Here is a 12,590-nt window from a genome sequence, read left to right as displayed (position 1 = left end):
GTCAGGGATGCCCGGTGGCACCGACGGGAACGGGGGTGGCCGCCACGATCCGGCGAACGATGTCGTCGACCACCGGGCCGCTGTCCTGATGGTGGCCGAGCACCCGGCTGCTCGCCACGAGGCGGTGCCCGAGCACGGCGACGGCGAGAGAGTCGATGTCGTCGGGCAGCACATAGTCCCGGCCGTGCAGCGCCGCCTGGGCCTTGGCCGCCCGGATCAGCTGCAGTGTGGCACGGGGGCTGGCGCCCAGGCGCAGGTCGCGGTCGTCGCGGGTGGCCCGCACCAGGCTGACCGTGTACTCCTTCACCGCGGGAGAGGCGAACACCCGCTGTACGGCCGTCATCATTCCGCGCAGCTGGGCGCCGGAGACGACCGCCTCGATGCCGGCCAGCGGGCTCGACGTGTCTCGGGCATCCAGCATCATCAGCTCGGACTCGGTGTCGGGGTACCCCATCGAGATGCGTGCCATGAACCGGTCCCGCTGGGCTTCGGGAAGCGCATAGGTGCCCTCCATCTCGATCGGGTTCTGGGTGGCCACGACCGTGAAGGGCAGCGGCAGCAGGTAGGTGGAGCCGTCGACGGTGACCTGGCGTTCCTCCATGCATTCCAGCAGCGCGGACTGGGTCTTCGGGCTCGCCCGGTTGATCTCGTCCCCGATCACGATGTTCGCGAAGATGGCGCCAGGCTTGAACTCGAATCGGCGGTCCACCTGGTTGAACACCGACACGCCCGTCACGTCGGAGGGCAGCAGGTCGGGGGTGAACTGGACGCGGCTGACCGTGCAGTGCACGGACTTGGCCAGCGCCTTGGCCAGCATGGTCTTGCCGACGCCGGGAACGTCCTCGATCAGAAGGTGCCCCTGGGCCAGCAGCACCGTGAGAGCCGTCGTGACGGCCGTGTGCTTGCCGTCGATGACGGTTTCCACATTGCGGATGATCGCACGCGCCGCAGCCTCGACGGCCGGAAGGTCCATCAGGGTCTCGTCGTCCGTGTCGGCGACAGGGCCGCCCACGTTCCCGGCGAGCGCCGGAACGGAAACCGAGCGCAGGGGCGACGTATTCACACGCGTGTCTTCTGCAGGAACGCCGCCACGGCCGGCGGCACATACGGGGTGATATCGCCGCCGAGCGCGGCGACCTGGCGCACCAGGGAACTGGACACGTGGGCGTTGGCCGGGTCCGGCAGCAGGAAGATCGTTTCCACGGCGGCGAGGTTGCGGTTCACGATCGCCATCGGGGTCTCGTAGGCCACGTCCACCTGTGAGCGGATGCCCTTGATCAGCACGCTTGCGCCGACCTCCGTGCAGTATTCGACGAGCAGCCCCATGCCCCAGGAGGCCACCACGATGTTGCCCGGCAGCCCGGCGTCCAGGATGGACCGCTGCAGCAGGGAAACCCGCTGGCTGATCGGCAACAGAGCCGTCTTGCCGGGGTTGTGCACGACGAGCACGTGCAGTTCGTCGAAGAGACCGGACGCCCGTTCAATCACGTCGAGATGACCCCGCGTGACGGGGTCGAATGAACCGGGGACGACGGCGATCCTGCGCATAGCGATCACCCTAGCCCCAGTGCGTGAACGGTGCCTGAGCGCGCTCCAATCCTGCTGTCAGGACTTGGTGAGCGAGGCCCGCTCCGCGTCGTCGAGGCGCCGCCGCACCGCCTCCCGCAACGCCGGGACCGATTCGAGGTGCGGGTCGTGCTCGCTCAGGCGCTGCGCATGGCCTCTGGCCTCCCCGATCAGGTCGCCGTCGGTCGCCACCCTCAGCAGGCGCAGCGAAGAGCGGCCCCCGGACTGGTTGCTGCCGAGCACATCGCCCTCCCGGCGCAGCTCCAGGTCGACCTGGGCCAACTCGAACCCGTCGAGGGTGGCAGCGACAGCCTCGACTCGCTCGCGCGCGATGGTTTCGGCCTCCGCGCTCGTGACCAGGAGACAGAGCCCCGGCACGCCGCCGCGGCCCACCCGGCCGCGCAGCTGGTGCAGTTGCGAGACGCCGAACCGGTCGGCGTCCAGCACCACCATGGCGGAGGCGTTGGGCACGTCGACGCCGACCTCGATGACGGTCGTCGCCACGAGCACGTCGATCTCACCGGCCGCGAACGCGCGCATGGCCACGTCTTTCTCTTCGCTGGTCATGCGCCCGTGCAGCGGTTCGATGCGGGCAGAGGCCAGGGCCGGGTTACGACGCAGTTCGGCGAGCACCATTTCGACGGATGCCGGCGCTGCAGCCTCGGGATCGACCTCCGCGCCCTCCTCGAGCTGTTTCGGGGCGATGGCCGGGCACACCACGAAACCCTGGCGGCCCTGGGCGAGCTCCTCCGCCAGCCGGGTCCACACCCGGGTGACCCAGCCGGGCTTCTCGAACACAGGCACGACGAACGTCTCGATGCCCTGCCGCCCCTCCGGCAGCTCCGCGATCGTGCTCACGTCGAGGTCGCCGAACACGGTCATGGCCACGGTGCGCGGGATCGGGGTGGCGGTGAGCACCAGCACGTGCGGCGGCACGGCCCCCTTCAACCGCAGCGCCTCGCGCTGGTCCACGCCGAACCGGTGCTGCTCGTCGACGACGACCAGTCCGAGGTCGAAGAACGTGACCTTGTCGCCGAGCAGCGCATGCGTGCCGATCACGATCTTGGCCTGTCCGGACACCACTCGGAGCAGCGCCTTGCGGCGCTCTGCCACCGGCAGCTGCCCGGTGAGCAGGGTGGGCATCAGCGTGCCCGCCAGCTCGGGGCCGAGCGACCGCACGATCGTGCGCAGGTGCTGGGCCGCCAGAACCTCGGTGGGAGCGAGGAAAGCCGATTGGCCGCCCGTGTCGGCGACGGTGAGCATGGCCCGCAGGGCCACGACGGTCTTGCCGGATCCGACCTCACCCTGCAGCAGCCGGTTCATCGGGTGGGTCTCGATAAGGTCGGCGGAGATCTCCGTGGCCACGCCCTGCTGGTCCGCGGTGAGGCTGAAGGGCAGGCCGGCGTCGAAGCGCTCGAGCAGGCCGCCGGACGACGCCACGCGCGGGGTGGAGTGCTGCTGCCGAGCGGTGAGCCGCTGCTGCACCAGGGCGCTCTGCAGCACGAAGGCCTCGGTGAACCGCAGGGTGTCCCTCGCACGGCGCCAGTCCGCATCGGTTTCCGGGCGGTGGATCAGCTCGAAGGCCCGGCCCTGCGGCAGCAGCCCGCGCTCGGCGCGCAGCCCCGGCGGGATCGGGTCGGGCACCGGGCCCACGCTGTCCAGCAGGATCGCGATGGACTGCGCGACCTGCCAGCTGGCCACGGTGTTGGTGGCCGGGTAGATCGCGACGGGCTGCTCGATCCAGAGTTTGGCGGCCGCGGCATCCGTGGGCATCTCGGGTTCGTCGTCGGCGCCGGGGCCGAATAGCTTGTAGGTCGGATGCGTGAGCTGCAGGTGGCCCCGGTAGTCAGTGACCTTGCCCGCGAACATTCCGCGCATGCCGGGTTGGAGCTGCCTGGCCCGCCAGGACTGGTTGAACCAGGTGAGACTGAGGATGCCGCGGCCGTCGGAGATCTTCACCTCGACGATCGACCCCTTGCGGGCTTTCATCGGGCGTTCCTCGACCGAGCGGATCTCCGCCACAATGGTCACGTTCTCGTCGAGCGGCAGCAGGCTGATCGACGAGAGCTCGCCGCGGCGGGCGTAGCGGCGCGGGTAGTGGCTGAGCAGATCGCCCACGGTGTGCGAACCGAAGGCCTTGCCCAGGGCGACGGCCGTTTTGCCGCCGACCACGGTGGCCAGCTTGCTGTCGAGGGTCACTGGGGCGAGAGTCTCCCCAGCCTCCGAATCGGTCATGTCTCGATCGTAGGCGGCACGTGCGACATGCGGCACCGCGTCGGCGCGAGTGCACCGCGACCGCGGCCGCCGACGGGCGATAAACTCGACTGGTTATGACGCGAATCGTCGCCGGGTTTGCCGGTTCCCTGCCCCTGGCGGTGCCCAAGACCGGCACCCGCCCCACCAGCGACCGTGTTCGGGAGGCGATCTTCTCCGCCCTCGACGCGCGCGACATCATCCGTGGCGCTCGGGTTCTCGATCTGTACGCCGGGTCGGGCGGGCTCGGCCTGGAGGCGGCCAGCCGGGGAGCGCGCATCGTGACCCTGGTCGAGAACAACTTCGGCGCCGCGCAGATGTGCCGCAAGAACACCGAGGCCGTGCTGCGGGCGGCACCGGGGCGGGGCGCCCCGAGGATCAAGGTGAGCAGCCAGGCCGTGCAGTCGTTCCTCGCGGCCACCGGCGAGGGGTTCGACCTGGTCTTCATCGACCCGCCCTACGACCTGGCCGAGACCGAGCTCGGCCACAACCTTGCCGCCCTGGCGCCGCTGCTCGACCCGGGCGCACTCGTCATCGTGGAGCGCAGTTCGCGCTCCCCCGAACCGGTCTGGGGAGCGGGCCTCGCATCCGACCGGCGCAAGGACTACGGCGACACGACCGTCTGGTACACCTCCCCCGTGCTGCCGGCGGCCTGAGGCGCTCTCAGGCGACGGCGCCGTCCCAGCCGCGGTAGGGGTCCCAACCGGCCTGGTCGTGGGGGCGGCCATCCACCAGGACCGAGCCTGCGGCATCCGTCACCACGCCGACGGCGCGGAAGCCGGCCGGCAGCACGGCGCCCGGCGGGAAAGTGGCCAGCAGGCCGTGGTCCTCGCCGCCGCCGAGGGAACGCTCGACATTCTCGCCGAGGGCCGACCGGGCGAAGTCGATGCCCACGCCGCTGGCCCGGGCGAGGCGCCCGGCGTCGATGGCGAGTCCGTCGGACACGTCCAGCATCGCGGTCGCGCCGGCGCCGGCGGCGGCCGGACCTCGGTCGATGGGCGGCACCGGTGCGAGCTGCGCGGCGACCGCCTCAGGATGCTGCGCCCGCAGTGCGTCCGCCAGCGCAGCATCCGGAACACCGTTTTCGTCCACGGCGAGGCGGAAGAGCAGGTCCAGGCCTCGGGCGGCCTCACCGAGGCGCCCGGCCAGGACCACGACGTCGCCTGGCCGCGCCCCGGAGCGCAGCACGGGCTCGCGTCCCTCGAGGTCGCCGAAGGCTGTCACAGCGAGCGTGAGGGCGTCGGACGCGGACAGGTCGCCGCCGACGACGCCGCAGCCGGGGGCCAGCGCCTCGCAGCAGTCGCGCACCCCGTCGGCGATGCCCTCGATCACCGAGATCGGCGTCGACGGCGGGGCGGCGATCGCCACCACCAGTGCGGTGGGACGGGCCCCCATGGCGGCGACGTCGGACAGGTTCGTCGCGGCGGCCTTCCAGCCGAGGTCGTGCGGGGACGACCAGGCGAGCCGGAAATCCGGACCCTGGATCATCATGTCCGTGGTGACGACGTAGCGCCCGTCCGGGGCCCGCATCACGGCGGCGTCGTCGCCGGGGCCGAGGAGCTGGGCCGCGGAGCCCGGCAGTCGCGGGAAGATCCGGGCGAGAACCTCCCCTTCGCTCAGGTCGGCCAGCGTCGCACTCATGGGGATCATCGCGCCCGCAGAATTCGTCATGCTTCAAACGGTAGCCTGAATGCAATGACTCCCCGCATCCGTTTCCTCCACACCGGCCTCGCGCTCACGCTCGTCGCCGGTACCGTGCTCCTCGCCGGCTGCACGGCGGTCGTGCCGCTGGAACCGGCCGCGGATGCCGTCAATCCCACCTGCGCCGACCTCATCGTTCGCCTTCCGACCTCGGTGGCCTCGCTTCCGGAACGTGAGACGAACGCCCAGGCCACGGGCGCGTGGGGCACCCCGAGCGCGGTCCTGTTGCACTGCGGCGTTGCCGTGCCCCCACCGACGACGCTCCCCTGCCTCACGGTCAACGGCATCGACTGGATCGAAGATGACTCGGATGCCCCGCTCTACCGTTACACCACCTACGGCCGCGACCCGGCCACCGAACTGGTCATCGACTCGGACAAGGTCAGCGGGTCCACGGTGCTCGTAGACCTGGCGCAGGCCGTGGGTAACATCCCCGCGACGGGCCAGTGCCTCGGCGCCGCGGACCTGCTGCTGCCGACCGACGGCGAGAAGGTGGCGCCCGCTCCATAGCCCGCCACCCTGCCACCCCGCCGTCCTGCTGCCCCGAGTCGACAGCTTTCGGGTGTTGCGGCCGCGAGGACGAGTGCGGGTACGGAGTTGTCAAGTGTTACGTCTCATTTCGTTATGCCGCGACGTCTGGGAGCAGCGCCGCCGGCCGGCCCGTAACGTCGCTGGGGAGTCGCCGTCACACGGCGTGCGGCCTCTGATGGACGGGGACACGACATGCTTCTCACCGGACTCGGCCTGGGCGTCGCCCTGGGCTTCACCATGCAGCGGGGCAGGTTCTGCGTCACCGGCGCTTTCCGGGACCTGTGGCTCACGGGCAGCACCCGCTGGCTGACGGCCTTTCTGATCGTCATCGCGGTGCAGAGTGTGGGAGTCTTCGCCCTCGACGCTGCCGGTGTGATCACCCTCGACCCCCAGCCCTTCGCCTGGCTGGCCACGATCATCGGTGCGTTCATCTTCGGGTTCGCCATCGTGCTGGCCGGCGGATGCGCCACGGGCACCTACTACCGCGCCGGCGAGGGTCTGGTGGGCAGCTGGTTCGCCCTGATCTTCTACGCCCTCTTCTCCGCCATCTCGAAGACGGGCGCGCTGTCCGCTCCGGTCGCGGCGCTGCGCGGTATCACCGTGGAGGCTTCCACCATCCACGGAGTCCTCGGCATCTCACCGTGGGTGCTGGTCGCGGTGCTCGTCACCGGCGTCGGCCTGCTCGCCCGGCACCACCTGCGGCTGCGGTCGTCCCTGCCGGTCGCGTCGCTCCCGGCCCGCACGAGCGGCATCCGGCATCTCCTGTTCGAGAAGAAATGGGGCGCGTTCACCACCGCCCTGATCATCGCACCGCTCGCCATCCTCGCCTGGCCGCTCAGCTGGGCAACCGGGCGCGAGTCCGGGCTCGGTATCACCGGGCCGTCCTCGAACATCGTCAACTACCTCGTGCGCGGCGATCCCCAGTTGATCGACTGGGGAGTGTACCTGGTGATCGGCATCCTGCTCGGCTCGTTCATCGCAGCCAAGGGCAGCGGCGAGTTCCGCGTGCGGCTGCCCGATGTCACCACCACCATCCGCAGCATCCTCGGCGGGGTGCTGATGGGCGTCGGAGCCAGCCTGGCCGGCGGCTGCACCATCGGCAACGGCATGGTCGACACCGCCACCTTCGGCCTCCAGGGCTGGGTGGCGCTGGTGTTCATGATCATCGGCACCGGCGCCGCGACGCGCCTCTTCATCACCGGGTCCGCGCGGGTAGGGGTCTCCCCCGCTCGCGTTCCGGCCAACCAGTAGCAACCCCGCAGCCAACCAGAAGAAAGAAGCCCGACATGGCACAGTACATACTTGAGACCGACGGTCAGGTCTGCCCGTTCCCGCTCGTGGAGGCCGGAGCCGCAATCGAAAAGCTCGACCTCGGCGACGAGCTCACCATCAACTTCGACTGCACGCAAGCGACGGACGCCCTGCCACGCTGGGCGGCGGAGAGCGGCTACCCGGTCACCCACTTCGATCGCGTCGGGGACGCCCACTGGACCATCACGGTGCAGAAGGCCTGATCGCCGCGCCGGGCGTGCGGCTGGGCGGCTAGACCGCCAGGTGCAGCGCGGCCGGCGCGGCGCGGTGGGCGATCGCCACCTCGATCAGCTCATCAATCAACTGCGGGTAGGTGAAGCCACTGGCCAGCCAGCAGCTCGGGAACATCGAGATGGGGGTGAACCCGGGCATGGTGTTGATCTCGTTGATGACCCAGCCGTCATCGGTGAGGAAGAAGTCCACCCGCGCCAGGCCGGCGCCATCGATCGCGTCGAACGCGCGGATGGCCAGGGCCTGCATCTGGGCGAGTTCCTCGGAGGTGAGGTCGGCCGGGCAGACCAGGTCGATGCCGGACGCACCGAGATACTTGGCGGCGAAGTCGTAGAAGTCCCGCCCGGTGACCCTCACCTCGCCGGCGACGGATGCCCGCGTCGGCTCCCCAGGACGCCCCTGCAGCACCGCGATCTCGAGTTCGCGTCCGCGCAGCCCGGCCTCGATCAGAACCTTGCTGTCCTCGAGCAGAGCAACCCGCATCGCCTCGGCGAGCTGGTCCAGGGTCGACACCCGACTCACGCCTACGCTCGACCCCGCCCGAGCCGGCTTCACGAACACGGGCAGCCCGAGCTCCTCGGCCGCCGCGAACGCCATCCCGGGAGCCTCGGCCCAATCGCCGTCGGTGATGGTACGCCACGGGGCGACCGGGAGGGCAGCCTGCTGGAAGACGGTCTTGGTGAAGTGCTTGTCCATTCCGAGCGCCGACGCGAGCACGCCTGAGCCCACGTAGGGCAGCCCGACGAGTTCGAGCAGCCCCTGCACGGTGCCGTCCTCGCCGAACGGGCCGTGCAGGATCGGGAAGACCAGGTCGACGTTACCGAGCGAACGATAGCCGGCGCCGTCACTGACGGTCAGCTGGCGGCTGAGGCTGCTCTCCGGCCACCGGATGCGGGTGCCGTTGTCGAAGACCTCCGGCAGTTCGTCCGCGTCCAATGTGAACCGAGCCGGGTCATCCGCTTCGAGCACGAAGGCTCCGTCACGGGTGATGCCGACCGGAATGACGTGGTAGCGATCGCGGTCAATCGCCGCCAGGACGCCGCCCGCTGTGGCGCAACTGATCGAATGTTCGCTTGACCGACCCCCAAAGAGCAGCGCCACCGTGAGCTTGTTCGTCATCAATCGTCCTTTCGCCCTGCGGCTCCGCTGAGTCCGTGGTCAGGTGCGGGGCGAGATCCCGCGGTTTCAGAGTACCGGCCAGCACCTGGCGGACCTGCTCAACGATGGGCATGTCCACCCCCTTGGCGCGGGCGAGATCGAGAATGGGGCCGACGGACGCAAGACCCTCGGTGGTCTGCTGCATCTGCTTGACGACGTCGTTGATGCCGTAGCCCTGGCCGAGGAGCCGGCCGGCGGTGTTGTTGCGCGACAGCGGCGACTGGCAGGTCGCGATCAGGTCGCCCAGGCCGGCCAGGCCAGCCAGCGTTTCCGGATGCGCGCCGTAGGCCACCGCGAAATCGGTCATCTCCACGAGACCGCGGGTGATGATCGACGCCTTCGTGTTCTCCCCGTAGCCGACGCCGTCGACGATGCCGATGGCCACGGCGATGAGGTTCTTCAGCACGCCGCCGAATTCGGTGCCGATGACATCCGTGTTGACGTAGGAGCGGAAGTAGCGGTTGCGGGCCAGCATGGCAACGGCCTGCGCAGTCTCGAGGCTGTTCGAGGAGACCACGGCCGCCGTCGGCTGTTCCTTGGCGATTTCCAGGGCCAGGTTGGGTCCGGAGATCGCCGCGATCAGGTCGGGGTTGATCGGCAGGATCTCGGCGATGATCTGACTCATGCGCAGGCCGGACCCGCGCTCGACGCCCTTCATCAACGACACCACGATGGCGCCGGGAGCCAGGAACGGCTCGGCCAGGATCAGGTTCTCGCGCAGCGACTGGCTCGGCACCGATACGAACACCTGCTCGGCGCCGGCGAGGGCCAGGTCGAGCCTCGCGGTGGCCCGCAGGCCCTCCGGCAGGTTGATGCCGGGCAGGTAGTCGCTGTTGCGCCGGGCCTCGGTGATCTCGCGGGCGAGCTCGGGACGGCGGGCCCACAGCACGACGTCGGCCCCGCCGTCGGCCAGGATCTTGGCGAACGTGGTGCCCCAGCTGCCGGCACCGAGAACGGCCACCCGTTTGCCTGGCTGAACCTTAGGCTTCAAAACGGCCGGTCTCTTTCTGATCGTGCTCGGTCGGGTTCCAGCGCCTGGACGGCGCCGTCTCACCTCGAAGATCTTCGAGCAACTGGGTGATGGCGGCCATGACGAGCATGGTGGCCTCGTTGAGCGTCGCCGGGTCGAGGTTGCGGCCCCGGAACTGCGCCAGGTCGAGCGGGTCACCGATCTTGACCAGCACGGTCTTGCGCGGGAATAGGTTCAGCCGCTTCGAGTAGCGCGGCATGATCGCCTGCGCTCCCCAGTGGGCCACCGGCACGATCGGGATACCCTGCTCGAGAGCGATCCGCACAGCGCCGGTCTTGCCACGCATCGGCCACAGCGCGGGGTCCCGGGTCAGCGACCCCTCCGGGTAGACGACGACCATCTGGCCACGTTCGACCAGTCGCTCGGCCGCCTTCACGGGCTCGCTGCCGCGCACGCTGCCGCCGCGCTGCACCGGGATCTGTCCCGACTTGTGCAGCAGCCACCCGATCACCGGGATTTTGAAGACGGATGCCTTCGCCATGAACCGGGGCGCGCGCCCCATATTCCAGCTCATTACCCCCATCAGAAGCGGGTCGATCTCGCTGAAGTGGTTGGGCGCCATCACGAACGCCCCCGAACGGGGGAACTTCGCGGCGTCGGTGACCTTATACCGCACGGCGAGATTGATCACCGGAAGGATCATCATCGCCAGCACCCAGAACACGGATGGCCGCCGGGTCTCCGAACGCTCCCGCCCGGGGTTCACGACGTCACGGGAGATGTGGGTCTGGGGCGTTGGATCGGACACGGACGCTGGATCGGATGCTGGCACAGCCCCATTATCCTTCGAGATCGAAGTCAGCCCCCAACAGTTGAAGCTTGGTGATGAAGTTCTCGTAGCCGCGGCTGATGATTCCGACGTTGCTGACGGTGGAGGTTCCCTTCGCGGTCAGCGCCGCGATCAGGTGGCTGAAGCCGCCGCGCAAATCGGGAACCTCGATGTCGGCGCCGGTCAGTTTCGTCGGCCCGGTGATCACGGCCGAATGGTTGAAGTTGCGCTGGCCGAACCGGCAGGGGTGCCCGCCGAGGCATTCCCGGTGGATTTGAATGGTGGCGCCCATCTCGACGAGAGCGTCCACGAAGCCGAAGCGCTGCTCGTAGACGGTCTCGTGCACGATCGAGACGCCGTGCGCGTGGGTCAAGGCGATCACGAGCGGCTGCTGCCAATCCGTCATGAAGCCGGGGTGCACATCCGTCTCGATGATGACGGGCTTGAGGTCGCCGCCCGGGTGGTAAAAACGGATGCCGTCGTCTTCGATGTCAAACGCCCCGCCGACCTTGCGGAACACGTTCAGGAACGTCAACATCTCGGGCTGGCGTGCGCCGCCGACGAAGATGTCGCCGTCGGTGGCCAGGGCCGCTGCCGCCCAGCTGGCCGCCTCGTTCCGGTCGAACAGGGCGCGGTGGTTGTAGCCCTCGAGGCGCTCGACGCCCTCGATCCGGATCACCCGGTCGGTGTCGACCGTGATGATGGCGCCCATCTTCTGCAGGATGTTGATGAGATCCATGATCTCGGGCTCGATCGCCGCGCCCTTGAGCTCGGTGATGCCCTCCGCGCGCACGGCGGTCAGGAGTACCTGCTCGGTCGCGCCGACGCTCGGGTAGGGCAGGGATACCTTGGTGCCCTTGAGCCCGTTGGGCGCGGACATCCGGATGCCGTTGGGCTGCTTCTCGACGACGGCGCCGAACTTGCGCAGCACGTCCAGGTGGTAGTCGATCGGGCGGTCGCCGATGCGGCAGCCGCCCAGATCGGGGATAAACGCCTCCCCGAGGCGGTGCAGCAGAGGGCCGCAGAACAGGATCGGGATGCGCGAGGAACCGGCGTACGCGTCGATCGCCGCGAAATGCGCGCTCTCGACGTCGACCGGGTCGAGCAGCAGTTCGCCGGGCTCAGCGCCGTCGGTGACCTTGACGCCGTGCACTTCGAGCAGCTGGCGCACGATGCGCACGTCGCTGATGTTCGGCACGTTTTTGAGCGTGCTGGGACTCTCACCGAGAAGGGCCGCGACCATGGCCTTGGTGACCAGGTTCTTCGCGCCTTTCAGTTCGATCCGGCCGACCAGGGGGATGCCACCGCGGATGGTGATCCGGTCGCCCTGCAGCCCGACGGCCGCGCCCCAGTTCTGGGCGTTCTCGCGGTTCTGCGCGTCCGACCGGTTCTGGTCGTCTTCACGGTCCTGGGTGTTTTCGCTGATGGTGCTCACAAACGTACCTGCCTTGCGGGGAGAGTGCGGGGCCGCCATGGCTCCCGGTGGGATTCGAATTCTGCGATCCGCGCTTCATCGCGCAGGGTGAGTCCGATGTCGTCGAGGCCCTCGAGGAGGCGCCACCGGGTATAGTCATCGATCTCGAACGGAACGGTGAGGCCGCCCACGCGGGCGGTCCTCGACACGAGGTCGACCGTCAGTTCGACTCCGGGACAGGCCTCGATGATGTCCCACAGGCGCTGGGCGTCGGCCTCGGAGATCTGGCCGGCGAGCAGACCCTGCTTGCCGGAGTTGCCGCGGAAGATGTCGCCGAAGCGGGGGCTGAGGACCACGTCGAAGCCGTAGTCGCGTAGCGCCCAGACGGCGTGCTCCCGCGAGGAGCCGGTGCCGAAGTCGGCGCCGGCCACGAGCACGCGGGCACCCTCGTAGGCCGGATTGTTGAGTACGAAGTCGGGGTCGGCGCGCCAGCGGGCGAAGAGGGCGTCTTCGAAGCCGGTCTTGGTGACGCGCTTGAGGTAGACGGCGGGGATGATCTGGTCGGTGTCGACGTTGGAGCGGCGCAGTGGAAGCGCGATGCCCGTGACGGTTGTGAACTTTTCCAT

General features: G+C 69.1%; 13 protein-coding genes. 4 read left to right on the top strand and 9 right to left on the bottom strand.

Going from position 1 to position 12,590, the window contains the following annotated elements; all coding sequences use genetic code 11:
• Position 1: 1 nt before the first annotated feature.
• The 3 genes from CXY79_RS14635 to CXY79_RS14625 all read right to left on the bottom strand — a co-directional run bounded on the left by CXY79_RS14635 (position 2) and on the right by CXY79_RS14625 (position 3,801).
• The gene (locus CXY79_RS14635) at positions 2-973 is read right to left on the bottom strand and encodes a MoxR family ATPase (RefSeq protein ID WP_104103531.1); all 972 of its coding nucleotides are present in this window, start codon (positions 971-973) and stop codon (positions 2-4) included.
• A gap of 86 nt (positions 974-1,059) precedes the next feature.
• On the bottom strand, positions 1,060-1,548 hold the full coding sequence (gene coaD / locus CXY79_RS14630; protein WP_104103054.1) for a pantetheine-phosphate adenylyltransferase: 489 nt from the start codon (positions 1,546-1,548) through the stop codon (positions 1,060-1,062).
• 57 nt (positions 1,549-1,605) lie between these two features.
• Positions 1,606-3,801 (bottom strand): ATP-dependent DNA helicase RecG, encoded by a 2,196-nt coding sequence (locus CXY79_RS14625; protein WP_104103051.1) that lies wholly within the window; start codon positions 3,799-3,801, stop codon positions 1,606-1,608.
• Between the two features lie 95 nt (positions 3,802-3,896).
• Here CXY79_RS14625 and rsmD point away from each other — a divergent pair, with 95 nt between their 5' ends.
• A complete protein-coding gene (gene rsmD, locus CXY79_RS14620; RefSeq protein ID WP_104103048.1) occupies positions 3,897-4,475 on the top strand; it encodes a 16S rRNA (guanine(966)-N(2))-methyltransferase RsmD in 579 nt (192 codons plus the stop codon).
• Between the two features lie 7 nt (positions 4,476-4,482).
• Here rsmD and thiL read toward each other — a convergent pair whose 3' ends face one another.
• Positions 4,483-5,490, bottom strand: coding sequence for a thiamine-phosphate kinase (gene thiL / locus CXY79_RS14615; RefSeq protein ID WP_233191531.1), 1,008 nt, complete (start codon positions 5,488-5,490; stop codon positions 4,483-4,485).
• A gap of 24 nt (positions 5,491-5,514) precedes the next feature.
• Here thiL and CXY79_RS14610 point away from each other — a divergent pair, with 24 nt between their 5' ends.
• The 3 genes from CXY79_RS14610 (at position 5,515) to CXY79_RS14600 (ending at position 7,565) form a co-directional block, all read left to right on the top strand.
• Positions 5,515-6,030: a DUF3515 family protein gene (locus CXY79_RS14610; RefSeq protein ID WP_104103042.1), complete on the top strand. Its 516-nt coding sequence runs from the start codon at positions 5,515-5,517 to the stop codon at positions 6,028-6,030.
• 213 nt (positions 6,031-6,243) lie between these two features.
• Positions 6,244-7,302 (top strand): YeeE/YedE family protein, encoded by a 1,059-nt coding sequence (locus tag CXY79_RS14605; RefSeq protein WP_104103039.1) that lies wholly within the window; start codon positions 6,244-6,246, stop codon positions 7,300-7,302.
• A 35-nt stretch (positions 7,303-7,337) separates the two neighbouring features.
• Positions 7,338-7,565: a sulfurtransferase TusA family protein gene (locus CXY79_RS14600; RefSeq protein WP_104103036.1), complete on the top strand. Its 228-nt coding sequence runs from the start codon at positions 7,338-7,340 to the stop codon at positions 7,563-7,565.
• Positions 7,566-7,593: 28 nt separating this feature from the next.
• Here CXY79_RS14600 and CXY79_RS14595 read toward each other — a convergent pair whose 3' ends face one another.
• The 5 genes from CXY79_RS14595 to leuD all read right to left on the bottom strand — a co-directional run bounded on the left by CXY79_RS14595 (position 7,594) and on the right by leuD (position 12,590).
• Positions 7,594-8,712 carry a D-alanine--D-alanine ligase family protein gene (locus tag CXY79_RS14595; protein ID WP_104103033.1) on the bottom strand — a complete coding sequence of 373 codons (1,119 nt, stop codon included), beginning with the start codon at positions 8,710-8,712 and terminating at the stop codon, positions 7,594-7,596.
• Entirely contained in the window at positions 8,615-9,712 is a 1,098-nt protein-coding gene (locus CXY79_RS14590; RefSeq protein WP_104103030.1) for an NAD(P)H-dependent glycerol-3-phosphate dehydrogenase, read from the bottom strand. Before CXY79_RS14590 ends, CXY79_RS14595 begins: the two co-directional genes overlap by 98 nt.
• Positions 9,713-9,731: 19 nt before the next feature.
• Positions 9,732-10,427, bottom strand: coding sequence for a 1-acyl-sn-glycerol-3-phosphate acyltransferase (locus CXY79_RS14585; RefSeq protein ID WP_233191551.1), 696 nt, complete (start codon positions 10,425-10,427; stop codon positions 9,732-9,734).
• A 133-nt stretch (positions 10,428-10,560) separates the two neighbouring features.
• Positions 10,561-11,883, bottom strand: a complete 1,323-nt coding sequence (gene murA, locus CXY79_RS14580) for a UDP-N-acetylglucosamine 1-carboxyvinyltransferase (protein ID WP_233191550.1) — start codon at positions 11,881-11,883, stop codon at positions 10,561-10,563.
• 98 nt (positions 11,884-11,981) lie between these two features.
• Positions 11,982-12,590: a 3-isopropylmalate dehydratase small subunit gene (leuD, locus tag CXY79_RS14575; RefSeq protein WP_104103024.1), complete on the bottom strand. Its 609-nt coding sequence runs from the start codon at positions 12,588-12,590 to the stop codon at positions 11,982-11,984.

Source organism: Cryobacterium sp. M96 (assembly GCF_002929845.1).
GTDB lineage: Bacteria > Actinomycetota > Actinomycetes > Actinomycetales > Microbacteriaceae > Cryobacterium > Cryobacterium sandaracinum.
Note: the sequence above shows the minus strand (reverse complement) of the source record. Positions and strands in the feature narration are given on the sequence as shown.

Bases quoted from the DNA above. Each gene is read 5' to 3' on its own strand.
- CXY79_RS14635 (WP_104103531.1), bottom strand. From the start codon at position 973: ATGGACCTTCCGGCCGTCGAGGCTGCGGCGCGTGCGATCATCCGCAAT.
- coaD (WP_104103054.1), bottom strand. From the start codon at position 1,548: ATGCGCAGGATCGCCGTCGTCCCCGGTTCATTCGACCCCGTCACGCGG.
- CXY79_RS14625 (WP_104103051.1), bottom strand. From the start codon at position 3,801: ATGACCGATTCGGAGGCTGGGGAGACTCTCGCCCCAGTGACCCTCGAC.
- rsmD (WP_104103048.1), top strand. From the start codon at position 3,897: ATGACGCGAATCGTCGCCGGGTTTGCCGGTTCCCTGCCCCTGGCGGTG.
- thiL (WP_233191531.1), bottom strand. From the start codon at position 5,490: ATGACGAATTCTGCGGGCGCGATGATCCCCATGAGTGCGACGCTGGCC.
- CXY79_RS14610 (WP_104103042.1), top strand. From the start codon at position 5,515: ATGACTCCCCGCATCCGTTTCCTCCACACCGGCCTCGCGCTCACGCTC.
- CXY79_RS14605 (WP_104103039.1), top strand. From the start codon at position 6,244: ATGCTTCTCACCGGACTCGGCCTGGGCGTCGCCCTGGGCTTCACCATG.
- CXY79_RS14600 (WP_104103036.1), top strand. From the start codon at position 7,338: ATGGCACAGTACATACTTGAGACCGACGGTCAGGTCTGCCCGTTCCCG.
- CXY79_RS14595 (WP_104103033.1), bottom strand. From the start codon at position 8,712: ATGACGAACAAGCTCACGGTGGCGCTGCTCTTTGGGGGTCGGTCAAGC.
- CXY79_RS14585 (WP_233191551.1), bottom strand. From the start codon at position 10,427: ATGATGATCCTTCCGGTGATCAATCTCGCCGTGCGGTATAAGGTCACC.
- leuD (WP_104103024.1), bottom strand. From the start codon at position 12,590: ATGGAAAAGTTCACAACCGTCACGGGCATCGCGCTTCCACTGCGCCGC.